This is a genomic window from Burkholderia sp. AU31652 (assembly GCF_002223155.1).
Taxonomy (GTDB): Bacteria; Pseudomonadota; Gammaproteobacteria; order Burkholderiales; family Burkholderiaceae; genus Burkholderia.
The window spans coordinates 705,609-729,393 of the sequence record NZ_NKFG01000005.1; the positions used below are offsets into that span (position 1 = coordinate 705,609).

Consider the following 23,785-nt stretch of genomic DNA (forward strand, 5'->3'; position numbering starts at 1 on the left):
CCGGGCGGCCCGTCCGTCGAGGGTGACCGTGCCCCGTTTCAAGGAATCCCGTCATGTTTGAGCGCCTGATCCGCTTTGCGATTGCGCACCGCTGGCTCGTGATGCTGGCGATCGCGGCCGTGGCCGCGCTGGGCGTGTTCAGCTACCAGAAGCTGCCGATCGACGCGGTGCCCGACATCACCAACGTACAGGTACAGATCAACACGGCCGCGCCCGGCTATTCGCCGCTGGAGGCCGAGCAGCGCATCACCTATCCGGTCGAGACCGTGATGGCCGGCCTGCCGGGCCTCGAGCAGACGCGCTCGATCTCGCGCTACGGGCTGTCGCAGGTCACGGTGATCTTCAAGGACGGCACCGACATCTATTTCGCGCGGCAGCTCGTCAACGAGCGCATCCAGGAAGCGAAAGACAAACTGCCGGCCGGCATCGCGCCCGCCATGGGGCCGACGTCGACGGGCCTCGGCGAGATCTACCTGTGGACCGTCGAAGCCGACGCCAACGCGCGCAAGCCCGACGGTACGCGCTATACGGCGGCCGACCTGCGCGAGCTGCAGGACTGGGTCGTCCGGCCACAGCTGCGCAACGTGCGCGGCGTGACCGAGGTCAACTCGATCGGCGGCTACGTGAAGGAATACCGCGTCGCGCCGAACCCGGCGAAGCTGATGTCGTACGGGCTGACGCTTGCCGACGTCGTGCGCGCGCTGGAGCGCAACAACGACAACGTCGGCGCAGGCTACATCGAGAAGCGCGGCGAGCAGTATCTGGTGCGCGTGCCGGGCCAGGCGCGCACCGTCGACGATATCGCCAATATCGTGCTGACCAACGTCGGCGGCGTACCGGTGCGGATGAAGGATGTCGGGCTGGTCGACATCGGCCGCGAGCTGCGTACCGGCGCGGCGACGTCGGATGGCGAGGAGGTCGTGCTCGGCACGGTCTTCATGCTGATGGGCGAGAACAGCCGCACGGTCGCGAAGGCCGTCGCCGCGAAGATGGAGGATGTGAACCGCACGCTGCCGTCCGGCGTGAAGGCGATTCCCGTGTACGACCGCACCGTGCTGGTCGAGAAGGCCGTCGCGACGGTGAAGAAGAACCTGCTCGAAGGCGCAATCCTCGTGATCGCCGTGCTGTTCCTGTTCCTCGGCAACATGCGCGCGGCGCTGATCACCGCGCTCGTGATCCCGCTGTCGATGCTGATGACCTTCACCGGCATGGTGAACGCGAAGGTGAGCGCGAACCTGATGAGCCTCGGCGCGCTCGACTTCGGGATCATCGTCGACGGCGCGGTGGTGATCGTCGAGAACTGCGTGAGGCGGCTCGCGCACGCGCAGGCCGCCGCGGGCCGGCCGCTCACACGCGACGAGCGCTTCGCGGAAGTGTTCGGCGCGTCGCAGGAAGCGCGTCGCGCGCTGATCTTCGGGCAACTGATCATCATGGTCGTGTACCTGCCGATCTTTGCGCTGACCGGCGTCGAAGGCAAGATGTTCCACCCGATGGCCATTACCGTCGTGATGGCGCTCGCGGCCGCGATGGTGCTGACCGTCACGTTCATTCCGGCGGCCGTCGCGCTGTTCATCGGCGAGCGTGTCGAGGAGAAGGAGAACCGGCTGATGGGCTGGGCGCGGCGCGCGTACGAGCCGGCGCTCGCCGCATTCATGACGCGCCCGGCGCGCGTGATGGTCGGCGCGGGCGTGATCGTGCTGGCCACGCTCGGGCTGACCACGCGGCTCGGCAGCGAGTTCATCCCGAGCCTCAACGAAGGCGACCTGGCCGTGGCCGCCTTGCGGATCCCCGGCACGAGCCTGTCGCAGTCGGTCGAGATGCAGAAGGCCATCGAGAAGACGCTGAAGACGCGCTTCCCCGAGATCGAGCGCGTGTTCGCGCGCACCGGCACGGCCGAGATCGCGGCCGACCCGATGCCGCCGAACCTGTCGGACGGCTACATCATGCTGAAGCCGGCCGATCAGTGGCCCGACCCGAAGAAGCCGCGCGACCAGCTCGTGCGCGAGATCGAGGAAGCGCTCGCCGAGCTGCCGGGCAACGCGTACGAGTTCTCGCAGCCGATCCAGCTGCGTTTCAACGAACTGATCTCGGGCGTGCGCAGCGACGTCGCCGTGAAGATTTTCGGCGACGACATGGCCGTGCTGAACCAGACCGGCGAGCAGATCGCGGCCGCGCTGCAGAAGGTGCCGGGCGCGTCGGAGGTGAAGGTCGAGCAGACCACCGGCCTGCCCGTGCTGACCGTCAACCTCGATCGCGACAAACTCGCGCGCTACGGCGTAAGCGTGGCCGACCTGCAGGATACGGTGGCCGCGGCCGTCGGCGGGCAGAAGGCCGGCACGCTGTTCCAGGGCGACCGCCGCTTCGACATCGTCGTGCGGCTGCCCGACGAGCTGCGCTCGGACATCGAGGCGATCAAGCGGCTGCCGATCGCGCTGCCCGCACCGGCGGCCGGCGCCAGCGCACCGCTTGCGGCGGCGCCGTACGTGCCGCTCGCGGAACTGGCGACGATCGACGTCGCGCCGGGCCCGAACCAGATCAGCCGCGAGGACGGCAAGCGGCGTGTGGTCGTCAGCGCGAACGTGCGCGGCCGCGACGTCGGGTCGTTCGTCGCCGACGCGCGCGAGCAGCTGCAGCAGGACGTGCGCGTGCCGGCCGGCTACTGGGTGTCGTGGGGCGGCCAGTTCGAGCAGCTGCAAAGCGCGAGCGAGCGCCTGAAGCTGGTCGTGCCGCTCGCGCTGTTCATGGTGTTCATGCTGCTGTTCGTGATGTTCAACAACGTGAAGGACGGGCTGCTCGTGTTCACCGGCATTCCGTTCGCGCTGAGCGGCGGCGTGGTGTCGCTGTGGCTGCGCGGGATTCCGCTGTCGATCACGGCGGCGGTCGGCTTCATCGCGCTGTCCGGCGTCGCCGTGCTCAACGGGCTCGTGATGATCTCGTTCATCCGCAACCTGCGCGACGAAGGGATGCCACTTGAGGCCGCCGTGCGCGAAGGCGCGCTCACGCGACTGCGGCCGGTGCTGATGACCGCGCTCGTCGCGTCGCTGGGCTTCCTGCCGATGGCGTTCGCGACCGGCACCGGCGCCGAGGTGCAGCGCCCGCTCGCGACGGTCGTGATCGGCGGTATCCTGTCGTCCACGGCGCTGACGCTGCTGGTGCTGCCGGTGCTGTACCGTGTCAGCCATGCGGTGTCGTGGCGCGCGGCGTTGCGCGGCGGCTTCGGCTCGGGCGTGCTGCGCCGGCTGGGTTTCTTCAAGGGTAATGCGTGATGCGAATTCTGATTGTCGAAGATGAACCGAAGACGGGCGCGTACCTGCGCAAGGGGCTGACGGAAGCCGGCTATGTCGTCGACTGGGTCGAGGACGGCATCACGGGCCAGCATCAGGCCGAGACCGAGGAGTACGACCTGCTCGTGCTCGACGTGATGCTGCCCGGGCAGGACGGCTGGACGCTGCTGCAGAACCTGCGGCGCAGCAAGTCGACGCCCGTGCTGTTCCTCACCGCGCGCGACGATGTCGGCGATCGCGTGAAAGGGCTCGAACTCGGCGCCGACGACTATCTCGCGAAGCCGTTCGACTTCGTCGAGCTGACCGCGCGCATCAAGTCGATCCTGCGGCGCGGCCAGCCGCGCGATTCGAACACGTTGCGCGTGGCCGACCTCGAACTCGACCTCACGCGCCGCAAGGCCACCCGGCAGGGCGACACGATCCTGCTGACCGCGAAGGAGTTCGCGCTGCTGTGGCTGCTGATGCGCCGCGAGGGCGAGATCCTGCCGCGCGCGACGATCGCGTCGCAGGTATGGGACATGAATTTCAACAGCGACACGAACGTCGTCGATTCGGCGATCCGGCGCCTGCGCTCGAAGATCGACGACGCATACGACCCGAAGCTGATCCATACGGTGCGCGGGATGGGCTACGTGCTCGAGGCGCGCGGCGGCAGCGCGGCATGATCGCGCGCCTGTTGCCGCGCACGCTGCGCGGACGCCTGACCGCGCTGATCATCCTGTCGACGTCGGTGATCCTCGCGTCGAGCGGCGTCGCGCTGTACGAGGCGCTGAGCAATCGCGTCGACACGACGGCGGCCGAGCAGATGGCCGGCATCTCCGCCGCGTTGGGCGCGCATCTGGCCGAAGCACGCTCGACGGCAGACGTCGCGCGCAACACCGACATCTGGATCGACCAGTTGCATGGTCATCCGAACATGGATCTCGCGATCTTCGACGCCACGGGCACGCGCCTGGTCGGCACGCCCGGCTTCCGCCTCGTTGCGCCGCTGATGTCGCTGGATGCAGGGCGCGTGCCGGTCGGCGTCGCGCCGCCCGGCGCACGGCAGCAGTATCTGGTGACGAATGTGCCGCTTGCCGGTGCAGGCGCAAGTGCGCCCGTGGTGCGCGTCGTGGTGCAGTACGACCGCAGCGCCGACGTGCTGCTGCTGCGCACCCACGCTTATACGATCGTCGTGATCGAGGTGTTCGGCGTGGTGCTCGCGGCCGCGATCGCATACGGCATCGCGGCGCTCGGGCTGAGCCCGCTGCGGCGCTTCGCGGCGCGTGCCGAACAGATGTCGACGAGCCGGCTCGCCCATCCGCTGCCGGCGCTCGATACGGCTGGCGAGCTGAAGGAGCTCGAGCACGCGTTCAACGGCATGCTCGAGCGGTTGAACGAATCGTTCACGCGGCTGAGCCAGTTCTCGTCGAATCTCGCGCACGACATGCGCACGCCGCTCACGAACCTGCAGGCGGCCGCGCAGGTCGTGCTGTCGCAGCCGCGCAGCGCGGATGAATACCGGAACGTGATCGAGTCGAGCATCGACGAATACCAGCGGTTGTCGCGGATGATCGAGGACATGCTGTTCCTGGCGCGTTCGGAACAGGCCGGCACGTCGATCAGCGTGCGGCGCCTGGATGCGTCGGAAGAGGCGGGGCGCGTCGCCGGCTACTACGAGCCGCTGGCGGAGGATGCCGGCGTGACGGTGAAGGTCGACGGCCATGCGTGGGTCGATGCGGATCTGACGCTGTACCAGCGCGCGTTGAGCAACCTGCTGTCGAATGCGCTGGCCTACGCGCCGCGCGGCAGCATCGTGACGATCGATTGCGTGGAGCAGGGCGGTGCGACGACGATCGCGGTGTCGGATACGGGGCCCGGTATCGAGGCCCAGCACGTCGGAAAGATCTTCGAGCGCTTCTATCGCGTCGATCCGTCGCGGCACAACTCGGCGCAGGGTACGGGGCTGGGGCTCGCGATCGTCCGGTCGATCATGGACAACCACGGCGGCGAATGCGGCGTCGACAGCGACCCGGGCCGGCGCACGACGTTCTGGCTGCGCTTTCCGCGCCGGCCGGCCGAGCTGAAACGGCCGGCGGCCCTTCCTACCTGACACCGCCGGCGGGCATGCCCGCGCGTTCGCCATGAGGCGGCCGCGCGCGGCGCGCTGCCTGCGGTCGGATGACCGAGCGTCATTTCTGCGCGGTCAGGTTGTCGTGGTTGTCGGGCTGCGGCTTCTTCTCGCCGCCATGCACCGAAATCCCATGCAGCTCCTTGTTGCGTGCGACGAGCTCGCCGGTCGGTGGGTACTGCGTCTTGCTCACCGGCACGACGCCGTCGTGCTGCGCCTGCTTCAGTTCATTGACGACCTGCGTGCGGGTCTTGCCCTGCGTTTGCGTTTGCGCGAAGGCGGCCTGCGTGGCCATGCCGAGCGACAGCGTGGCGGTGACGAACAGTGCAGCGAGTTTTGCGGTTTTCATCGAGTGCTCTCCTTGATCAGGGCCGCCGGGTGGCGAACCATGGACCCAGTATGCGAAAGCAGCCGTGCGTGATCGTGATCGCGAGATGAAAAATGCGTCAGATTGCGTGAGGTGGAGACGCGCAGTTCGGACGCGACCGGCATGACGCATTCGTCATCTTCGCGTCATGGGCGCGATGAGCGGGAAGCGGAACATGAAGGTTGCCGATGGCCCATGTGGCTGGCGGCATTCACGCCGTTCGCGACAGCTGTATGGAACGCGGGCGGCCTTGTTCTGACTTTCACACCGGACTTGAAAAGTGCCTAGTCCCGCCATTCGCGTAGCCTTGATCGCAGTCCTGATCGTCCCGTTGCTCGCGGGCTGCACATCGACACGTTCCGGCACCACGCCAACTTCGCAGGCCACACCGGCCGCCGCGAAAAAGCCGGTGCCGGCCGATCTCATGCCCGGCGAGCAGATCGATTACGCCGGGCATCGCTGCGGCAATCCGAACCTGTATGTAAAGACGCATAACTGCCTGTTTCCGCAACGCAATTCAACACCTTGATCGTCGGCGCGCGATCAAAAAAAGGCCCGGCACTCGACGTGTCCGGGCCTAACGCGTGACGTGCCGTGCGGCAGCGACTCGCTTGCGTGGTCTGGAACGGGCGCTGCCCGTCACGTTTCCGATCATAGCGAGGCGGCGCTTCGCGAACCTGATCGGAACATGAAATTTTCGTCATGCGGCGCGCGTATGGCGGCCGCGATCAGAACCGGTGGCGCAAGCCGAGATTGACGATGCCTTGCGTGCGCGTTCCGCCATAGCCATACGACCCGATCGACGCCTGCGCCGTTTGCGTGCCGCCGTCGAGCGTGCGCTGTTCGCCGTTCGCGCGTTGCCATGCCCCGACCGCGTAGAGGTCGGTGCGCTTCGACAGCACGTAGTCGGCGCCGGCGGACACCTGATGGTAGGTCGAGCTCGTGTCGCCACGGGCACGCGTGTAGCTGTAGCCGACGCCGACGAGCAGGCTGGGTGTCGCCTGATAGTTGAAGAAGCCGCGCGCGGTGTCGTACTTCTGCGTGCTGCGAAACGCGGACATCGCATCGGCCTTGTACAGCGCATTGCTGTAGTCGATGCCGACCGCGAACGGCGCGAAGTTGTAGCGCAACGCGCCTCGCGCGATGCCGATCGATTTCGCGGAGATATAGCCGCCGTTGACCAGCGACCCGTCGAACGTGCCGTCGGACGTGCCGTTCCAGCCGGTGCGGATGCCGTTGGCGAGCGACGAGCGATTGGCCGCGTAGTAATAGCCGCCCGCCGCGTCGACAGGGCCGTTGCTGTACGACAGGCCGGCCGACCAGGTTTGCCCGGCGCCGCTTTTGCCGGCCACGCCGCCGAGCGCATACATGCCGACGAGCTGGAGCCCGTTGATCACGGGCGACGTGTATTTCACCGCGTTGTCGGTGCGCGACGACGTGTCGTAGTTGTCGACGTCGCCGGGTGTCGCGTAGACGCTGCCGAAGTAGAAGTCGCCGGTGACCGGCCACGCGACATCCGCGAGCGCGTCGTATTGGCGGCCGAGCGTCAGCGTGCCCCAGCGCGCGCTGTCGAGGCCGACGAACGCCTGCCGGCCGAACATCCGGTTGCCTTGCCCGAGCGCGCCGGTGTTCGGATTGAAGCCATTTTCCAGCGTGAAGATCGCCTTCAGCCCGCCGCCCAGGTCTTCCGCACCTTTCACGCCGAAGCGGTTGCCGAGCAGGTTGCCGTTGCCGAGGCCGGCGAGATTCTTGCCGTCCGCGCTGGCGTTCCATACGTACGTCAGCGACGTATCGAACAGGCCGTATAACGTGACTTCCGATGCGTGTGCCGCGTGCGTGGTCGCGAGCAGCGCACCCGACATCATGGCGAGCCGAACTGGAGTTTTCATGGTGTTCCCCTGAGATTCAAGATGATCGTTTCGTGCATCGGTCGATTCCGCGCCGCGCGTGGTGCAGGCGGGCGCGGAATGTCGCGATGGCGCTGCCGATTCTGGAAAGCGTTCGGATCGTGAAGGTGAGGAACAAATGAGAAAAATGTCATCGCCGCGTCATGCGTGCGAAAACGCGTCACGCATTTTCATTCGTAGTGCGATACAGGGAATGTCGCGGTGGTGACGAAACCGTCATGCCGCGATCACAATTCCGCACCGTTGCCGGCTCAAAGTGAACGCTCCCGTCACGGATTTCCAGCAAGGAGCGAACAACATGAACATTCCGCGACCGATGATCGTCGTCGCCGCTGCCGCACTGTCGGTGGCGGCCTTTTCACAGGCAGTGGCCGCGCAGCAGAAGACCCGGCAGGAAGTCCGCCAGGAACTGGTGCGTGCGCGCCACGACGGCGTGATCCCGAGCCCGAATCACGACTACCCGGCGAGCCCGGCCGCCGTCGCACGCAACCAGGAGATCCATCGCGCGACGGTGCATCGCGGGGAGATGGCGCCGTTGGTCGATGCGCACGACAACCGTTTTGCGGTGCGTTGACCGTTCATTCGCGGCCGACCGGCGCGGTGCCCGTCAGCCGCACCCCCACACGAAGAGGAGAGTGCCATGCGTCATTTGGCGAAAGGAATCGTGCTCGCGGCGTGCCTGATGTCGACGGCCGCGATGGCGGCCGGTTGGCCGGAGCGGGCGTTGTCGCACGCGTCGGCGCACGACGTCGGCCGGCGCGCGAACGAGCGGATGCGCTGCGAGTTCGCGGCCGTGCCGGCCGGTGAGTGGAGCGCGACGTTCACACGCGGGCAATGCGAGGTCGACAACGGCCGGCTGACGTTCGTGCCGGGCGATGCAGGCGGCGAATCGACTGTCGCCGAGCAGCGGATCGTGCTCGGCGACGTCCGCACTGCATCGCATCAGTCACGCAAGCTGAAGGAGCAACTGCAACTGACGACACGCGACGAAGTGATCGCGCTGAACGTGCTGACCGACGACGGCAGCCGCAAGTCGCGCGAACACGCGATCGATCTGTGGGCCGCGTTGCGCAACGAAGGCGTGACGCCCGTCAACGGTGCGCGCATCGTCGAACCGTATCCGACGGGCGCGACGACGTGGTAGCCGGCGCGCGGCCGCGCCTGCTTATCCGGCCTTCACCGATCCTTCGATCAGGAAGAATACGATGAAGCCGATGAAGAACGCGGCGGTCGCGAACGGCGTTTCAGGGACCTCGTGCGCTTCGACCAGCAGTTCCTCGGTGACGAGGTACAGCAGCGCGACGGTGCCCAGCCCGAGCAGCGCTGCGTAGATATTGGATGGGAGTCCTGCGAATGCCGCGTTGCCGGCCACGGCCGCGATGCTCAGCAGCGCCGCGAGCCCGACCGGAACGACGATCGACAGCAGGCGGCCGATGCCGGCGGCCGCGAGCGCCGCGCTGACCGACAGCGCGAGGAACAGTACCTCGAGCGTCAATGCGACGGTCAGGATGATGCCGCTTTCGTCGCTGGCCGAGAACGCGATGCCGAGCACGAGGCCGTCGATGACGAGGTCGATCGCGGTGACGATGATCAGGCTCACGGGCAGCCGTGCTTCCTCGAAGCGCGTCTCGATCGCACCGGACAGCGCGCGGATCGCGAGCATCAGCGCGATGCCGAGCACGAAGCCGACGACGACCGGAAACAGCGCATGTGCGCGGTCCTGCGGCAGCAGTTCGAGCGCGGCGGCCGCGAACACGATGCCGCCGGTGAAATGCTGGATGACGCTCGACGTTTTCGGGCCGGGTGCGCGCCACGCGGCCGCGAGCGCGCCGAAGCAGGCCGCCAGCAGGGGCGGTAACGTGAGCAGCGCAAGCTTCGCGGTCGGTGTCATGAGGCCTCTCGGACGGTTGGCGTACCGCAGCGGGCTCAGCGTCTGGCCATCCGGCTGCGTGGTACGGGTGGTTCGTACACGCCGGGCATCGCCCGGCACCAACCGGGGATTGAACACCTTGAAGCCGCTTCAAGGTCAACACATTCGAGGCAGGGCGCACCGGCAAGCCGGCGCGCCCGTTTCCGTCAAAGCTGCGCGAGCGCCTGGTCGAGATCGGCGAGCAGGTCGTCGATATGCTCGATGCCGATCGACAGCCGCACCGTTTCTTCCTTCACGCCGGCCTTCGCGAGTTCGGCGGGCGACAGTTGCCGGTGCGTCGTCGATGCCGGGTGCGTCGCGAGCGACTTCGTGTCGCCGATGTTGACGAGCCGCGTGAACAGCTTCAGCGCGTCCTGGAACTTCGCGCCGCCGTCGCGGCCGCCCTTCACGCCGAACGTCAGGATGCCCGGCGCGCGGCCCGACAGGTAGCGCGCGACGAGCGGATGGTCCGGGTGATCGGGCAAGCCCGCATAGTTCACCCATTCGACGTTTTCGTGACGCGAGAGATGCTGCGCGATCTTCAGTGCGTTGTCGCTGATCCGCTCGACGCGCAGCGCCAGCGTTTCGATGCCCTGCAGGATCTGGAACGCATTGAACGGCGAAATGGCCGCGCCCATGTTGCGCAGCGGCACCACGCGTGCGCGGCCGATATAGGCAGCCGGCCCGAACGCTTCCGTGTAGACGACACCGTGATAGCTGACGTCGGGCTCGTTCAGCCGTTTGAAGCGGTCCGCATGCTCGGCCCACGGGAACTTGCCCGAATCGACGATCGCGCCGCCGAGGCTCGTGCCGTGCCCGCCGAGATACTTCGTCAGCGAATGCACGACGATATCCGCGCCGTGCTCGAACGGGCGCAGCAGATACGGCGACGGCACCGTGTTGTCGACGATCAGCGGGATGCCGTGACGATGCGCGACTTCCGCGAGCGCGGCGATGTCGGTGACGTTGCCGAGCGGGTTGCCGACCGATTCCGCGAAGATCGCCTTCGTGCGCGCGTCGATCAGCGGCTCGAACGACGCGGGGTCGCGCGGATCGGCGAAGCGCGTGGTGATCCCGTATTGCGGCAGCGTATGCGCGAACAGGTTGTAGGTGCCGCCGTACAGCGAACTCGCGGACACGATGTTGTCGCCGGCTTCGGCGATCGTCTGGATCGCATACGTGACGGCCGATTGCCCCGAGGCCAGCGCCAGCGCGCCGATGCCGCCCTCGAGCGCGGCGATCCGCTGCTCGAGCACGTCCGTCGTCGGGTTCATGATCCGCGTGTAGATGTTGCCCTGCACCTTCAGGTCGAACAGGTCGGCGCCGTGCTGCGTGTCGTCGAATGCGTACGCAACGGTCTGGTAGATCGGCACGGCGACCGCGCGCGTGGTCGGGTCGGGACGATAACCGCCGTGTACGGCGATGGTTTCGAGGCGCCAGTTCGATGCGGCCTGATCGGTCATGGGTGCTCCGTCTGTTGTTGTGGTGGTCGAGCGATTATAGGAGCACGTGCGCAACTGTCCTTAGAACGAATGGTTTGTTGCTTATGGCAAGGCGGCGCATAAAATGCCTGTTCCGCAAACAAGGGGCGCTCGATGAATCAGGATCATTGGAACCAGGTGGATGCGTATTTCTCCGCGACGCTCGTGCCGTCCGACGACGTGCTCGACGCCGCGCTCGCGGCGAGCGACGCCGCGGGGCTGCCCGCGATCAACGTCGCGCCGAACCAGGGCAAGCTGCTGCAACTGCTCGCGACGATCCGCGGCGCACGGCGGATTCTCGAGGTCGGCACGCTCGGCGGCTACAGCACGATCTGGCTCGCGCGCGCGTTGCCGCCGGGCGGCGCGCTCGTGACGCTCGAACTGAATCCGGAGCATGCGAAGGTCGCGACGCAGAACATCGCGCGTGCCGGGTTCGCGGAAGTCGTGACGGTGGTGGTCGGCAGCGCGAAGGACAGCCTCGCGCGGCTCATCGGCGCGGGCGAAGCGCCGTTCGATTTCATCTTCATCGATGCCGACAAGGACAACAACCCGGTCTATCTCGACGCGGCGCTGAAGCTGTCGCGGCCCGGCACGGTGATCGTCGTCGACAACGTCGTGCGCGGCGGGCGCGTGGCCGATCCGGACAATCACGAACCCGACGTGGTCGGCGTGCGCGACGGGTTCGCGCGTCTCGCGGCGGCCCCGAACGTCACGACCACGGCCGTGCAGACGGTCGGGCAGAAGGGCTGGGACGGGTTCTCGATCTCGATCGTCGGCGCGTGACGTGGTGCGTCAGCGCGGGCTGGCTGCTTCATCGGCCCGTCGATACAGGCGTGGCCACTGATCGTCGAACAGGCCGTTGCAGGTGCTGTGCGTGGCGATATCGCTGAGCACGAAGTGCCGGCCGTCGAAGATCCACGTTGCGGTCGAGCCGCAATCGCCGGCACTGCGCAGCCTGACCTTGCTCGACAGCATCGCGCCGATCGTCGCGTAGCCGGCGTCGGTCAGTTCGTTCGCGAAGGATGCCGAATCGAGTCCCGCATTCGCGTTCTCGCCGAAATTCATCGCCGTCGGCATGAACGGTGCCGTCCGTCGCACGCGATACCACAGGCCGGTGTGGTTATACAGGCTGCTGGTCTGGCACGGAATCGAGACGAGCGCCTCGTCGGCGGAGATCGCGAAGGCGGACGACGCCTTCCTGCGATCGCTGGCGGACATTTCGTCTTCGACGTCGGCCGCACATTGCTTCACGTCGCTGCCGAATTTCGCGAGCACCGCGTCGACGAGCGGGCCCTGTTCGGCGGCCGACACGGCGGCGGCCGGCAGCGGCGCCGGCACGACGGCGGGCGGGAGTACCGGTGCGGCCGGCACCGACGACGCGGGCCGGGTGCCGGGGCGCAGTAGCGCCGTGACCGTGCCGACGCGGCCCTGCGTGTCGTCGATCAGCAGCAGCGCGGCGCTCAATCCCGACAGCGGCGTGCGGGCGGCACGGGCCGACGCGGGATCGCCGAAGCTCAGCAGTTGCCCGTTGCGCGTCGCGGCGAGCCAGGCGGCAACCGTTGCCGGATCGCTGGTCCGCATCCGGGCACGCGTCCAGTACGAGGGCGCGTCGTCATTCTTGTCGCCGGACGCCTGCCATTGTGCGGGAGCCGCATCGAACGGCCGGCCGTCGACGCGTGCGGTGCGCAGGTCCAGCGGCACTGTCGCGTAGAGGTCGAGCGATGCTTGAGCATCGGGGCCGGCATCGCGCGTCACGCGCAGGATGAGGCGGGCGCGGGCGTCGTCGATATCGTCGGCGTGGCTTTCGGCAATGCAGCGGTTGCCGTTGTCGCAGACGACTGACCAGTTCTTGAAATCGCGCTCGACCGGCGGCCGCGCGAGCGGGCGAGCCTGGGCAACGATCGGGGAAACGGCGAGGAGGGCGGCGATGGCGAGCGAAAGGCGGTGCGACATGACGGTTCGTATCGACTGTGGATGGGCGGGCGGAAGACGTCGGGCTGCAAGCGCATCGTCAGCAAGCGGGGCAGGTCGAAGGCTGCGGCGCATGCGGCGGCGCGCTTTGGCGAACGGCATCGAGTATACCGCCGCAATGGGGCTGCGATCGTGACGACGACGCGTAGTGTGCGGGCACGTCCATTGCTGGCCTGCATTGATCGGACGAGTGCGGATGCGGAAAACGGCGCGACACCCGAAGGCATCGCGCCGTTCACTTTTCATCGACCGTCGACCACGTCGCGCAGGAACGCATCGAGCATCGCCACGTCGCCCCACGGCCGCTTGTATTCGCGATCGTGTTCGGCATCGGCGAGCATCGTCTCGACGAGCGCGTGGATCGCCGGCCGGCGCGGCCCGTACTCGCTTTCGTTCGCGCTCATCTTCAGCGCGAGCAAGGCGTCGAGTTCCGCGCGCACCGCCGGTTCGTGCACGGTGCCGTCGACGAGATCCGCGAAGCGCATCGGCGGCATCCCGAGCCCCATGTCGATCCAGCGCACCGCGAGCAGCGGCCGCAGCACGTACAGGTACTTCTTGTAACGCACCGTGTCGCCTTGCAGATAGCCGCGAAAGTTCTTCTTCGCCATCGCGAGGTAGTGGTGACGCCCGCGCACCGGCGAGAAGAACGCCGACGCGAGCGACCTGAGCCGCGGTGCCCATTGCGCGTCTTCGCGATACACGACGGGCGAGTCGAGCCATTCGAGCAGCGTCGGGTTCGAGCGGCGCAGCAGTTGCAGCGCCTTGCGCAACTCCCAGCCGCTGACGTCGAGCTCGTCGTCGAGCGGCCGCTCGATCACGTCGCGTTGCGGTTCGACGCTCAGGTACCAGTCGCGCCGGTGCGCGTACACGAAGCGCACGTCGTAATCGCTGTCCGGCGACGCGAACCCCCAGCCGCGGCTGCCCGATTCGCACGCGAACAGCACGCTCACGTCGTGGCGGCGCTCGACTTCCGCGAGCTCCGCCATCACACGCGCCCGCACGGTCGGATCGACCGGATGCGCGCTGCGCACGGTCGTCATTTTTTCCGTTTTCATTGTTGTCGTTTCCCTTTCGTGGTGCGCGGCCGCCGGCCATCGGCCGCGCACCGCGCTATCCTTTCACGCACACCACCTGGCGCAGCGTATGCACCACTTCGACGAGGCTGCGCTGGGCCGCCATCACCGCGTCGATGTCCTTGTAGGCCATCGGGATTTCGTCGACGACGCCCGAGTCCTTCCGGCATTCGACGCCCTGGGTTGCCTTCACCTGGTCGTCGACGGTGAAGCGGCGCTTCGCTTCGGTGCGGCTCATCGTCCGGCCCGCGCCGTGGCTGCACGAACAGAAGCTGTCCGGGTTGCCGAGCCCGCGCACGATGAAGCTCTTCGCCCCCATCGAGCCCGGAATGATCCCGAGCTGCCCCTTCTGCGCCGACACCGCACCCTTGCGCGTCACGAGCACGTCTTCGCCGAAGTGGCGTTCGCGCTGCACGTAGTTGTGGTGGCAGTTCACCGCGTGTTCGTCGACCGCGAACGGCTTGGCGATCACGCCGCGTGCTGCACCGATTACTGCGTCCATCATCGCCTGCCGGTTGCGGCGCGCGTAGTCCTGCGCCCAGCCGACCGCTTCGACGTAGTCGTCGAAGTGCCGGCTGCCCTCGGTGAAATACGCGAGGTTGCGATCCGGCAGGTTCGCGATGTGCTGCCGCATGTCGGCCTGTGCGAGTTCGATGAACAGGCTGCCGATCGCATTGCCGACGCCGCGCGAGCCGCTGTGCAGCATGAACCACACGTGGTCCGCTTCGTCGACGCACACTTCGATGAAGTGGTTGCCGGTGCCGAGCGTGCCGAGATGCGCGTAGTGGTTCGTCTTTTCCAGCTTCGGATACTTGTCGACGATCCGCTGGAAGCCCGGTTGCAGCGCCTTCCACGATTCGGTCACGGCGGCCGGCGTGCGGTCGCCCCACGCGCCCGGATCGCGGCGGCCCGGCGCGCGGCCGTGCGGCACCGCGCGTTCGATCGCGCTGCGCAGCCCCGCCAGCGAATCCGGCAGGTCGGACGCCGTCAGCGTCGTGCGCGCGGCCATCATCCCGCAGCCGATGTCGACGCCGACCGCCGCCGGAATGATCGCGCCCTTCGTCGGGATCACGCTGCCGATCGTCGAGCCCTTGCCGAGGTGGACGTCGGGCATCACCGCGACGTGGCTGAAGATGAACGGCATCTGCGCGGTGTTGCGCAGTTGGGCGCGCGCCTCGTCTTCAACGGCCACGCCTTGCGTCCACATCTTCACCGGCTTGCCGTTCGCCAGTTCCATGACCTGATAATCCATTTCACTCATGTTCATCACCTTGCTGCTTTGTTCATGAGGCACGGCGCGCGTGCGCCGTGCCTGTCCATTCATTGCGCGCCCTTGATGCTGACGAGTCCGTTCAGCACCTGGTCGAGACCGCCGAACACCGAGATGCGGTCGATCCGTTCCGCGACGCGCTCGAGCGTTTCCAGCTCCTTGAGCCGCAGCGCGGTCGGGTTTTCTTCCATCACCTTCGCGGTGTTCAACAGCGAACGCGTGGCCGCCGTTTCCTCGCGGCGGCGAATCACGTTCGCCTGCGCGGATTTCTCCGCTTCGACCACCTGCGCGAGGATCGTCTTCATGTCGCCCGGCAGCACGATATCCTTCACGCCGACGCTGCGCACGTCCACGCCGGAATGCTCGAGACGGGCACGCACCTGCGCGATCACGACGTCGTCGATCGACTGCTTGTCTTCCAGCAGTTCGTCGAGCGAGCGCGTGCCGACGGCCGATCGCAGTGCGAACTGCAGCTCGCGATACAGGTGCTCGACCGGCTTCTGCAGCTGGCCGAACGCATGCAGCACGTCCGCATAGCACCACGTCGCCGACAGGTTCAGCCGCAGCGCGACCTTGTCGCGCGTCAGGATTTCCTGTCCGCCGACTTCGATCGCCTGCAAACGCAGGTCGACGAGTTCGACCGCGACGTCGCGGTTGAAGCGCCAGAACGCCGCAACGCCCGCGTCCAGCAACCGTTCGATCTTGCCGTCGATCTTCAGCACGCCGACGTGGTACGCCGGCACCTGCGCCAGCAGCACGCCCGTCAGGCCCGCCACGCCGCGCGCACGCAGCGCCGGTTGCGCGATGCGCTTCACGAGCGCGGCCGGCAGCAGGCTGTCCTGCGCGAGATCGACGCGTTCGAGACGGTGCGCGGTCAGGCCGCGCCAGTACAGCCGGCGCGTGCCCGGCGCCAGGATCTCGACGAGCACGTCGTCTTCGTAGCGCAGGCCGGCTTCATCATCGGCGAGGTCCATCGCGACGAAGTGCTGCGCGAGCACGTCCGGCGCGTCGTGACGCAGGTAATCGGCCAGTGCCGCGTCGGCGAGCGGCGCGTCGAGACGCGCGGTCTGCACCGACAGGCGCTTGAACGGATCGAAGGCCTTGAACACGCCCGGTTCCAGCACCTTCACGAAATCGCCCTCGTTCATCAGCAGCGCGCGTTCGTTCTTTTTCACAACATGTCGCATCCACATATTCTTGTCCTTTTCTTCAATGACCGCCGGGTGACACGCATCGTGCGGATCGCGGGGCGACGCAACCGGGCGGGCGGCGCGCTGGCCCGGCGTCGACGTGCACGGCGACGCATCCTGCATCGCGTCGTCGTGCGCGTTCGCGCGGGCCGTGCGGCCGTCCGGCCGATCGCGCGGAACCGCAACCGGTCCGACGCGCGGCGGGCCTTGCGGCCCGCACCGGCGGGTACTGCTTCTATCAAGAGACTGTCCTTGCGGACAGTGTTCGAGCGGGATTCGAACCCGCTACACACCGGCTTGCGCCGGCTGCTCTACCTATGAGCTTCCGAACGGAGGGCGCCCCGGGACTCGAACCCGGGCGAAGTTCCAGTACGCGCCCGTTTGCCTTCGTCTGCCCATGGCGACATGCGCTGCCGCGACGAACGAGGTTCGGCGGCGGCGCACCAGCAGGGCTTTGTGAACCCTGACTCGTGGGCCAGCGGGACATCCGGCGCTTTCTATTTAGCGAGGAGCGTGCCAGCGGGTGACTCGATGCTCGAGAAAAATCTCAAGCCATTGAAGTAAAAGGGAAAATTATTTCAAGCGGCAGGTGAGGCTTGAATCTCCGATGGTGGCTCGATCCGGAATATTCGATACAATCGGATCGCTTATTATCCTATGAGATAAACATGCGAAAGACTGTTGCGATCGGTTTTCTCGGTACCGTGCTCGACCAGGGCGGCGGCTCGCAGCGCCGCTGGCGCAACTGGCGGCCGACGATTTCGCTGTGCGAGCAGCGCGACACGCCGATCGACCGGCTCGAACTGTTGCACTCGCCAAACTACGCGCGGCTCGCGAACCGCGTGAAGCAGGATCTCGAGCGTGTGTCGCCGCACACCGACGTGCGGCTGATCCCGATGGAGATTCGCGATCCGTGGGATTTCGAGGAGGTCTACGCCACGCTGCACGATTTCGCGCGCGCGTACCCGTTCGATCTCGACCGCGAGGACTACCTGATCCACATCACGACGGGCACGCACGTCGCGCAGATCTGCTGGTTCCTGCTGGCGGAGGCGCGCTACCTGCCTGCGCGTCTCGCGCAGACGGCGCCGCCGCAGAAGACCGACGAAGGACCGAGCGGGCCCGGCACGATGTCGGTGATCGATCTCGACCTGTCGCGCTACAACCGCATCGCGCAGCGCTTCACGCGCGAACGCGACGAAACGGTGTCGTTCCTGAAGGCCGGCATCGCGACGCGCAACGCGCGCTTCAACGCGCTGATCGAGCAACTGGAGCGCGTGGCCGTGCGTTCGCGCGCGCCGATGCTGCTGGTCGGGCCGACGGGTGCCGGCAAGTCGTTTCTCGCGAAGCGCGTGTACGAGCTGAAGCGCGGCCGTCATCGGCTCGCGGGGCCGTTCATCGAGATCAACTGCGCGACGCTGCGCGGCGACGCGGCGATGTCGACGTTGTTCGGTCACGTGAAGGGCGCGTTCACGGGCGCGCAGTCGGCGCGGGCCGGGCTGCTGCGCGCGGCGGACGGCGGGCTGCTGTTTCTCGACGAGATCGGCGAACTCGGGCTCGACGAACAGGCGATGCTGCTGAAGGCGATCGAGGAGAAGCGTTTCCTGCCGGTCGGCGCGGACGTCGAGGCGACCAGCGATTTCGAGCTGATCGCGGGCACGCACCGCGACCTGCGGCAGATGGTGGCGGCCGGCACGTTCCGCGAAGATCTCTACGCGCGGATCAACCTGTGGACGTACGAACTGCCGGGGCTGGCCGAGCGGCGCGAGGACATCGAGCCGAACCTCGAATTCGAACTCGACCGTTTCGGCCGCGAGCAGGGCGAGCAGGTGCGGTTCAACGTCGAGGCGAAGCGGCGCTATCTCGCGTTCGCCGCGTCGCCGCGCGCGGCGTGGGCCGGCAACTTCCGCGAGCTGTCCGCGTCGGTCACGCGGATGGCGACACTGGCCGATGCGGGGCGGATTACCGAAGCGCTCGCCGAGCAGGAAGTCGAACGGCTGACGCGCACGTGGTCGTCACCGGGCGGCGCGGAGGCGTCCGAGGCATGTGTCGACGCGGTGTTCGGTGCGCGTGCGGAAGAACTCGACCTGTTCGACCGTGCGCAGCTCGAACGCGTGCTGGACGTGTGCCGCATGTCGGCAAGCTTGTCGGAGGCGGGACGCACGCTGTTCGCGGTGTCGCGGCAGAGCAAGAAGCAGCCGAACGATGCGGACCGGCTGCGCAAGTATCTGGCGCGATTCGGGCTGGATTGGGACGGGGTGCGGCAGGCGCTCGACGGAGCGTGACGCGTACGGCGGCGAGGGTGCCGCGTGCAGCTGGAGCGCGCGGCACGCGGCCATCGATCGGGCAGGGTTACGCCGCCGCTGCCTCGTGAAACGGCGCCAGGAATGCCCACTCCGGCTGCGCAGCCGCCACATCCGCGAGCCCGCGCGCAAATGCGTGCGCCGGTAGCCACGGATAGCCGAACGCCGCATGCAGTGCATCGAGCTTCACCGACTGCGGATCATCGATCGTATCCATCCGTTCGATGTGAATATGCAGCGCGGCAATCCGCGCGGCGTGGTCGCTTTCGCCGTTGCCCGCGAACTGCCAACGGTACGTGCCATGCCCGATCCGCAACGCGCCGTTGTCCTTCTGGCGCATCACGACGAGCCACGACATCCCGCTGGCACCCTCTGAGTCGACTTCGGGTGCCGTGCAAACGTAATAGGTCCGGCACCGTTCGAACCGCTCGCCGAATTCCTCGACCAGCGTGCGCGCAATCGCAGCCGCGCCCGTCACGCGCGGCGGAAAATCGATATCGTCGTTCGCGAGCGAAAAGCTCAGTTCGGCATCGGCCGTGAAGCAGTCGGCGATCAGCGCGGGGCGGTTCAGGTCTTTCGCGCGCAGATAGCACTCGAGCAGCGCGCGAACCGTTGCGGGATGAAGCGGAAAGGGCATGGACGCGCCTCCTGTATCGGGAAATCGGGACACATTCGCCGGCCGGGCCAGGCCAGGGACGGATGTGCCTTTGACGTATAATTTCGTTTCAAAGCTAAATTCGCATGACCGTACGGAGCGTCGAAGTCATGGCCAAGCAGCAAGAGGAGTCCGTTCTGACCATTACCAACCCGGCCTGCCTGATCGACGGCACGGACACGGAATTTCGCCATCTGATCAACGGGCTGCTGCCGTTCGCGGCCCGCCTGCTGTCGGTGCGCGACGGCTTCGGCTCGCTGATCGGCCTCACCGGCATCCAGTATTCGCTGCTCGTCTCGGTCTCGCATCTGTCGCACGACGATGTCGTGACCGTCAATCGCCTCGCCGATCACCTGCACCTGAGCGGCGCATTCGTCACGATCGAGACCGGCAAGCTGAAGAAGCTCGGCCTGATCGACAAACGCTCGGACCCCGACGACAAGCGCAAGATGCGGCTCACGGTCACGCCGGCCGGCTCGAAGCTGCTGAAGGCGTTCGCCGACACGCAGCAGCGCATCAACAACGTGCTGTTCGAGGGCGTGACGAAGACCGAATTCAAGGCGCTCTGCTCGGTGATCGACCGCCTCGTCACCAACGGCGACCGCGCGACGCTCGATCTCGCCCACCTGATCGCGCGCCAGGAAAAAGGCTGACGCGCGCGAGCCGCGGGCCCGCCCGCGCTCGCCGGCCGGCCTGACGCATCGGCTGCGCTCAGTGCGCGGTCCACTCGATCGTATTCAGGTCGACCCCTTCGAGATGCATGTCCCACAGCGGGCTCAGCTCACGCAGCTTGCCGACCGTGTCGCGCACCTGCGCGATCACGCTGTCGACTTCGGCTTCGGTCGTGAAGCGGCCGAGCGTGAAGCGGATCGAGCTGTGCGCGAGCTCGTCGCTGCGGCCCAGCGCGCGCAGCACGTACGACGGCTCCAGCGATGCCGACGTGCACGCGGAGCCTGACGAAACCGCGACGCCCTTGATTCCCATGATCAGCGATTCGCCTTCGACGAAATTGAAGCTGACGTTCAGGTTGTGCGGAATCCGGCGGGTGAGATCGCCGTTCACGTAAACCTCGTCGAGTGTCGACAGGCCGGCCAGCAACCGGTCGCGCAAGGCGCCGACGCGGCGGCTTTCTTCCGCCATCTCTTCCTTCGCGAGCCGGAACGCCTCGCCCATCCCGACGATCTGGTGCGTCGGCAGCGTGCCCGAGCGCATCCCGCGCTCATGGCCGCCGCCGTGCATCTGCGCTTCGATCCGCACGCGCGGCTTGCGGCGCACGTACAGCGCGCCGATTCCCTTCGGGCCGTAGACCTTGTGTGCGGTCACCGTCAGCAGGTCGACGTTCAATGCATTCACGTCGACCGGAATCTTGCCGGCCGCCTGCACCGCGTCGCAATGGAACACGATGCCGCGCGCACGGCACAGCGCACCGATCTCCGCCACCGGCTGGATCACGCCCGTTTCATTGTTCGCGAGCATCACCGACACCAGGATCGTGTCGGCGCGCAGCGCCTGCTGCACGGCATCGAGATCGAGCAGGCCGTCTTCCCGCACGTCGAGATACGTGACGTCGAAGCCCTGGCGTTCGAGTTCGCGACACGTATCGAGTACGGCCTTGTGCTCGGTCTTCACCGTGACGAGGTGCTTGCCCTTGCCCTGGTAGAAGTGCGCGGCACCCTTGATCGCGAGGTTGTTGCCCTCGGTCGCGCCGGACGTCCACACGATTTCGCGCGGGTCGGCGCCGAGCAATGCGGCGACGTGCGCGCGCGCTTCCTCGACGGCCTGCTCGGCCGCCCAGCCGTAGCTGTGGCTGCGTGACGCCGGGTTGCCGAACTGCTCGTGCAGGAACGGCACCATTTTGTCGACCACGCGCGGATCGACGGGCGTCGTCGCGCTGTAGTCCATGTAGATCGGACGGGATTGCATCGAAGCGGCTCCGGAAGACGGTGTCTCCCGCGGTGCCCGAAAGCACCGGGGAACAAGGTAGCCGCAGTGTACGTGGACATTCCCGGACGTCGCGCAACATCCATCCCGCCAGTAGGGTTGTCTTTCAAACAAAGCTTTCAAGTTCAGGGTTTACGACAACTTGAACCCGCCTTTGTGTTTACATTTAATAAAAGCTAAATAACAAAGCTAAATAACGGTGCTTTGTTGGGCCGGATTCCACTGCGGAATCCGGCGATGCAACCCAAGGAGGACGAGATGAGCGAGAACCATGCCGGAACCGGCGCGGGTGCCGACGAGCAGCGGCGCTTTCGCACGGCGCTGTCGATGTTCGCGACGGGCGTCGCGGTGATTACCGCCCCGCGCAAGGAGGGGATGCCGATCGGCATCACGGTCGCGTCGTTCAATTCGGTGTCGCTGGATCCGCCGCTGATCCTGTTCTCGGTCGACCGTCGCAGCCTGAGCCTCGGCGACCTGGCCGGCGCGGAAGGCTATGCGGTCAACGTGCTCGACGAGACGCAGCAGCACCTGTCGAACTGCTTCGCGAAGGCGAACGGCGACAAGTGGGGCTGGCGTGCGGACGCAGCCGATGTCGATGGCGCCGTGCTGCTGCCCGACGCGCTCGCGACATTCGAATGCGAACCCTATGCGCAGTACGACGGCGGCGATCACGTGATCTTCGTCGGCCGCGTGACGCGGCACTGCGCGCGTTCGGAAGGGCGCCCGCTGATCTTCTTCGGCGGCCGCTACCGCACGCTCGACGGCATGCACGCGCCGTCTGCCTGACTGCAATCCACGTTTCATTCCACCCTGGAGGACACCATGATCAAGAACGGGACTCAGCACATCGCGTCGCTGCGCGACGGGCGGCAGGTCTACCTGAACGGCCAGCCGGTCGGCGACGTGACCGCGCACGCGGCATTCCGCAATTCGATCCGTAGCTACGCGAGCCTGTACGACTACCAGGCGCGCGACGAGAACGTCGAGAAGATGACGTTCGTCTCGCCCGACTCGGGCAACCGCGTCAGCCGGATCTGGCAACTGCCGACGTCCTATGACGAACTCGTCGAGCGCCGTGCCGCGCTGGAAGCGTGGTCGGAGCTGCACTACGGCTTCATGGGGCGTTCGCCGGATCACGTCGCATCCTGTCTTTCCGGCATGTTCATGGGCGCCGACGTGTTCGAGCAATACGATCCGGCGCGAGCGGGCGCGCTGCGCGACTACTACCGCCATGCGCGCGACAACGACCTGTTCCTGACCTACGTGATCGTGAATCCGCAGGCGAACCAGTCGAAGTCCGCACACGAGCAGGAGGACAAGTACCTCGCGGTCGGCATCGTCGATCAGGATGCCGAAGGCATCACGGTGCGCGGCGCGAAGATGCTCGCGACGAGCGGGATCATGGCGAACGAGGTGTTCTGCAGCTGCATCCAGCCGCTGCGCGAAGGCGACGAGATGTACGCGCTGTCGTTCGCGGTGCCGATGAACGCGAAGGGCATGAAGATCCTGTCGCGCAAGTCGTACGAGGAGAACGCGACGTCGGTGTTCGACAACCCGCTGTCGAGCCGCTTCGACGAGAACGACGCGGTGCTGTATTTCGACGACGTGAAGGTGCCGTGGGAACGGATCTTCGTCGCCGGCAATACGGCGATGTGCGCGAAGCAGTTCCATGCGACGCCCGCGCACGTGTACCAGAACTACCAATGCCAGGTGCGGCTGATGACGAAGCTGCGCTTCCTCGTCGGGCTCGGGTTGAAGATTTCCGAGGTCAACGGCACGAATACGTTCCCGCAGGTGCGCGAAACGCTGGGCCAGCTCGCGGCCGAAGCGTCGATGGTCGAGGCGTGGGTCTACGGGATGGAAGCGAAGGGCACCGTCGTCAACGGTTTCTACGTGCCCGACCGCAACATGCTGTACGGCTCGCAGGTCGTCACGCAGCAGCTCTATTCGAAGGTGCTCAACACGCTGCGCGAGCTCGCCGGCGGCGGAATGATCATGCTGCCGTCCAGCGTGCGCGATTTCGAGAATCCCGACCTGCTGCGAATCATCGAGAAAACACAGAAATCGCCCGTGTGTTCGTCGGAGGAGCGCGTGAAGTTCTTCAAGCTCGCGTGGGATGCGGTCGGCTCCGAATTCGCCTCGCGCCACAACCAGTACGAGCTGTTCTATGCGGGCGCGTCGTTCGTCACGAAGGGGCACGCGTATCGCACGTACGACTGGCAGCGCGCGTCGCATCTCGTCGATTCGATGCTCGGCAGCTATTCGCTGAACCAGGAACTGTCGACGCCGCGCGCCGCCTGACGCGTCGCCTTGCATCCGATTCA

21 protein-coding genes and 1 tRNA gene are annotated in these 23,785 nt (G+C 66.6%); 11 read left to right on the forward strand and 11 right to left on the reverse strand.

Annotated elements, in window-relative coordinates:
* Window positions 1-53 precede the first annotated feature (53 nt).
* Genes CFB40_RS20735 through CFB40_RS20745 form a run of 3 tightly spaced genes read left to right on the forward strand, consistent with a single transcriptional unit; the run spans window position 54 to window position 5,376 of the window.
* Window positions 54-3,266, forward strand: coding sequence for an efflux RND transporter permease subunit (locus CFB40_RS20735; protein WP_089432251.1), 3,213 nt, complete (start codon window positions 54-56; stop codon window positions 3,264-3,266).
* Complete coding sequence (gene irlR / locus CFB40_RS20740) at window positions 3,266-3,949, forward strand: heavy metal response regulator transcription factor IrlR (RefSeq protein WP_039349341.1); 684 nt, start codon at window positions 3,266-3,268, stop codon at window positions 3,947-3,949. The genes CFB40_RS20735 and irlR overlap by 1 nt, the downstream gene beginning before the upstream one ends.
* On the forward strand, window positions 3,946-5,376 hold the full coding sequence (locus CFB40_RS20745; protein WP_089432252.1) for a heavy metal sensor histidine kinase: 1,431 nt from the start codon (window positions 3,946-3,948) through the stop codon (window positions 5,374-5,376). Before irlR ends, CFB40_RS20745 begins: the two co-directional genes overlap by 4 nt.
* A 79-nt stretch (window positions 5,377-5,455) precedes the next feature.
* Here the strand turns inward: CFB40_RS20745 and CFB40_RS20750 are convergent, their stop codons facing one another.
* Window positions 5,456-5,743 carry a DUF4148 domain-containing protein gene (locus CFB40_RS20750; protein WP_089432253.1) on the reverse strand — a complete coding sequence of 96 codons (288 nt, stop codon included), beginning with the start codon at window positions 5,741-5,743 and terminating at the stop codon, window positions 5,456-5,458.
* A gap of 325 nt (window positions 5,744-6,068) precedes the next feature.
* Here CFB40_RS20750 and CFB40_RS20755 point away from each other — a divergent pair, with 325 nt between their 5' ends.
* Entirely contained in the window at window positions 6,069-6,290 is a 222-nt protein-coding gene (locus CFB40_RS20755; RefSeq protein ID WP_179255294.1) for a hypothetical protein, read from the forward strand.
* 199 nt (window positions 6,291-6,489) lie between these two features.
* Here CFB40_RS20755 and CFB40_RS20760 read toward each other — a convergent pair whose 3' ends face one another.
* Complete coding sequence (locus CFB40_RS20760; RefSeq protein WP_089432254.1) at window positions 6,490-7,650, reverse strand: porin; 1,161 nt, start codon at window positions 7,648-7,650, stop codon at window positions 6,490-6,492.
* A gap of 316 nt (window positions 7,651-7,966) precedes the next feature.
* Here CFB40_RS20760 and CFB40_RS20765 point away from each other — a divergent pair, with 316 nt between their 5' ends.
* Window positions 7,967-8,242: a DUF4148 domain-containing protein gene (locus tag CFB40_RS20765; protein WP_089428167.1), complete on the forward strand. Its 276-nt coding sequence runs from the start codon at window positions 7,967-7,969 to the stop codon at window positions 8,240-8,242.
* A gap of 66 nt (window positions 8,243-8,308) precedes the next feature.
* Window positions 8,309-8,812: a hypothetical protein gene (locus tag CFB40_RS20770; protein ID WP_089432255.1), complete on the forward strand. Its 504-nt coding sequence runs from the start codon at window positions 8,309-8,311 to the stop codon at window positions 8,810-8,812.
* Between the two features lie 21 nt (window positions 8,813-8,833).
* Here the strand turns inward: CFB40_RS20770 and CFB40_RS20775 are convergent, their stop codons facing one another.
* Both CFB40_RS20775 and CFB40_RS20780 read right to left on the reverse strand, forming a co-directional pair.
* Window positions 8,834-9,559 carry a ZIP family metal transporter gene (locus CFB40_RS20775; RefSeq protein ID WP_089428165.1) on the reverse strand — a complete coding sequence of 242 codons (726 nt, stop codon included), beginning with the start codon at window positions 9,557-9,559 and terminating at the stop codon, window positions 8,834-8,836.
* 185 nt (window positions 9,560-9,744) lie between these two features.
* Entirely contained in the window at window positions 9,745-11,040 is a 1,296-nt protein-coding gene (locus CFB40_RS20780) for an O-acetylhomoserine aminocarboxypropyltransferase/cysteine synthase family protein (RefSeq protein ID WP_089432256.1), read from the reverse strand.
* Between the two features lie 132 nt (window positions 11,041-11,172).
* Between CFB40_RS20780 and CFB40_RS20785 the strand changes: the two genes are divergently transcribed.
* Window positions 11,173-11,841 (forward strand): O-methyltransferase, encoded by a 669-nt coding sequence (locus CFB40_RS20785; protein WP_089428163.1) that lies wholly within the window; start codon window positions 11,173-11,175, stop codon window positions 11,839-11,841.
* Between the two features lie 9 nt (window positions 11,842-11,850).
* Here the strand turns inward: CFB40_RS20785 and CFB40_RS20790 are convergent, their stop codons facing one another.
* The 5 genes from CFB40_RS20790 to CFB40_RS20810 all read right to left on the reverse strand — a co-directional run bounded on the left by CFB40_RS20790 (window position 11,851) and on the right by CFB40_RS20810 (window position 16,894).
* Window positions 11,851-13,011, reverse strand: a complete 1,161-nt coding sequence (locus tag CFB40_RS20790) for a DUF1176 domain-containing protein (protein WP_256976874.1) — start codon at window positions 13,009-13,011, stop codon at window positions 11,851-11,853.
* 260 nt (window positions 13,012-13,271) lie between these two features.
* Window positions 13,272-14,084, reverse strand: a complete 813-nt coding sequence (locus CFB40_RS20795) for a nucleotidyltransferase domain-containing protein (protein WP_089432258.1) — start codon at window positions 14,082-14,084, stop codon at window positions 13,272-13,274.
* Window positions 14,085-14,139: 55 nt separating this feature from the next.
* Complete coding sequence (locus tag CFB40_RS20800) at window positions 14,140-15,363, reverse strand: RtcB family protein (RefSeq protein WP_089429164.1); 1,224 nt, start codon at window positions 15,361-15,363, stop codon at window positions 14,140-14,142.
* Between the two features lie 59 nt (window positions 15,364-15,422).
* Window positions 15,423-16,565, reverse strand: a complete 1,143-nt coding sequence (locus tag CFB40_RS20805) for a slipin family protein (protein ID WP_089433262.1) — start codon at window positions 16,563-16,565, stop codon at window positions 15,423-15,425.
* Between the two features lie 258 nt (window positions 16,566-16,823).
* Window positions 16,824-16,894, reverse strand: a tRNA-Cys gene (locus tag CFB40_RS20810).
* A gap of 336 nt (window positions 16,895-17,230) precedes the next feature.
* Here CFB40_RS20810 and rtcR point away from each other — a divergent pair.
* Complete coding sequence (rtcR, locus tag CFB40_RS20815; protein ID WP_089432259.1) at window positions 17,231-18,847, forward strand: RNA repair transcriptional activator RtcR; 1,617 nt, start codon at window positions 17,231-17,233, stop codon at window positions 18,845-18,847.
* 67 nt (window positions 18,848-18,914) lie between these two features.
* Here rtcR and CFB40_RS20820 read toward each other — a convergent pair whose 3' ends face one another.
* Window positions 18,915-19,502: a nuclear transport factor 2 family protein gene (locus tag CFB40_RS20820; protein WP_089432260.1), complete on the reverse strand. Its 588-nt coding sequence runs from the start codon at window positions 19,500-19,502 to the stop codon at window positions 18,915-18,917.
* 128 nt (window positions 19,503-19,630) lie between these two features.
* On the opposite strand from CFB40_RS20820, the gene CFB40_RS20825 reads away from it, so the two are divergent.
* Window positions 19,631-20,173 carry a MarR family winged helix-turn-helix transcriptional regulator gene (locus CFB40_RS20825; protein WP_069252868.1) on the forward strand — a complete coding sequence of 181 codons (543 nt, stop codon included), beginning with the start codon at window positions 19,631-19,633 and terminating at the stop codon, window positions 20,171-20,173.
* Window positions 20,174-20,231: 58 nt separating this feature from the next.
* Here the strand turns inward: CFB40_RS20825 and CFB40_RS20830 are convergent, their stop codons facing one another.
* Window positions 20,232-21,443: an IscS subfamily cysteine desulfurase gene (locus CFB40_RS20830; RefSeq protein ID WP_089432261.1), complete on the reverse strand. Its 1,212-nt coding sequence runs from the start codon at window positions 21,441-21,443 to the stop codon at window positions 20,232-20,234.
* Between the two features lie 255 nt (window positions 21,444-21,698).
* Here CFB40_RS20830 and CFB40_RS20835 point away from each other — a divergent pair, with 255 nt between their 5' ends.
* A complete protein-coding gene (locus CFB40_RS20835; protein WP_089432262.1) occupies window positions 21,699-22,247 on the forward strand; it encodes a flavin reductase family protein in 549 nt (182 codons plus the stop codon).
* Window positions 22,248-22,283: 36 nt separating this feature from the next.
* On the forward strand, window positions 22,284-23,762 hold the full coding sequence (locus CFB40_RS20840) for a 4-hydroxyphenylacetate 3-hydroxylase family protein (protein ID WP_089432263.1): 1,479 nt from the start codon (window positions 22,284-22,286) through the stop codon (window positions 23,760-23,762).
* Window positions 23,763-23,785 lie beyond the last annotated feature (23 nt).

Coding starts and splice junctions, on each gene's coding strand:
- CFB40_RS20735 (WP_089432251.1), top strand. CDS start 54: ATGTTTGAGCGCCTGATCCGCTTTGCGATTGCGCACCGCTGGCTCGTG.
- irlR (WP_039349341.1), top strand. CDS start 3,266: ATGCGAATTCTGATTGTCGAAGATGAACCGAAGACGGGCGCGTACCTG.
- CFB40_RS20745 (WP_089432252.1), top strand. CDS start 3,946: ATGATCGCGCGCCTGTTGCCGCGCACGCTGCGCGGACGCCTGACCGCG.
- CFB40_RS20750 (WP_089432253.1), bottom strand. CDS start 5,743: ATGAAAACCGCAAAACTCGCTGCACTGTTCGTCACCGCCACGCTGTCG.
- CFB40_RS20760 (WP_089432254.1), bottom strand. CDS start 7,650: ATGAAAACTCCAGTTCGGCTCGCCATGATGTCGGGTGCGCTGCTCGCG.
- CFB40_RS20765 (WP_089428167.1), top strand. CDS start 7,967: ATGAACATTCCGCGACCGATGATCGTCGTCGCCGCTGCCGCACTGTCG.
- CFB40_RS20770 (WP_089432255.1), top strand. CDS start 8,309: ATGCGTCATTTGGCGAAAGGAATCGTGCTCGCGGCGTGCCTGATGTCG.
- CFB40_RS20775 (WP_089428165.1), bottom strand. CDS start 9,559: ATGACACCGACCGCGAAGCTTGCGCTGCTCACGTTACCGCCCCTGCTG.
- CFB40_RS20780 (WP_089432256.1), bottom strand. CDS start 11,040: ATGACCGATCAGGCCGCATCGAACTGGCGCCTCGAAACCATCGCCGTA.
- CFB40_RS20785 (WP_089428163.1), top strand. CDS start 11,173: ATGAATCAGGATCATTGGAACCAGGTGGATGCGTATTTCTCCGCGACG.
- CFB40_RS20790 (WP_256976874.1), bottom strand. CDS start 13,011: ATGTCGCACCGCCTTTCGCTCGCCATCGCCGCCCTCCTCGCCGTTTCC.
- CFB40_RS20795 (WP_089432258.1), bottom strand. CDS start 14,084: ATGAAAACGGAAAAAATGACGACCGTGCGCAGCGCGCATCCGGTCGAT.
- CFB40_RS20800 (WP_089429164.1), bottom strand. CDS start 15,363: ATGAGTGAAATGGATTATCAGGTCATGGAACTGGCGAACGGCAAGCCG.
- CFB40_RS20805 (WP_089433262.1), bottom strand. CDS start 16,565: ATGTGGATGCGACATGTTGTGAAAAAGAACGAACGCGCGCTGCTGATG.
- rtcR (WP_089432259.1), top strand. CDS start 17,231: ATGCGAAAGACTGTTGCGATCGGTTTTCTCGGTACCGTGCTCGACCAG.
- CFB40_RS20820 (WP_089432260.1), bottom strand. CDS start 19,502: ATGCCCTTTCCGCTTCATCCCGCAACGGTTCGCGCGCTGCTCGAGTGC.
- CFB40_RS20825 (WP_069252868.1), top strand. CDS start 19,631: ATGGCCAAGCAGCAAGAGGAGTCCGTTCTGACCATTACCAACCCGGCC.
- CFB40_RS20830 (WP_089432261.1), bottom strand. CDS start 21,443: ATGCAATCCCGTCCGATCTACATGGACTACAGCGCGACGACGCCCGTC.
- CFB40_RS20835 (WP_089432262.1), top strand. CDS start 21,699: ATGCAACCCAAGGAGGACGAGATGAGCGAGAACCATGCCGGAACCGGC.
- CFB40_RS20840 (WP_089432263.1), top strand. CDS start 22,284: ATGATCAAGAACGGGACTCAGCACATCGCGTCGCTGCGCGACGGGCGG.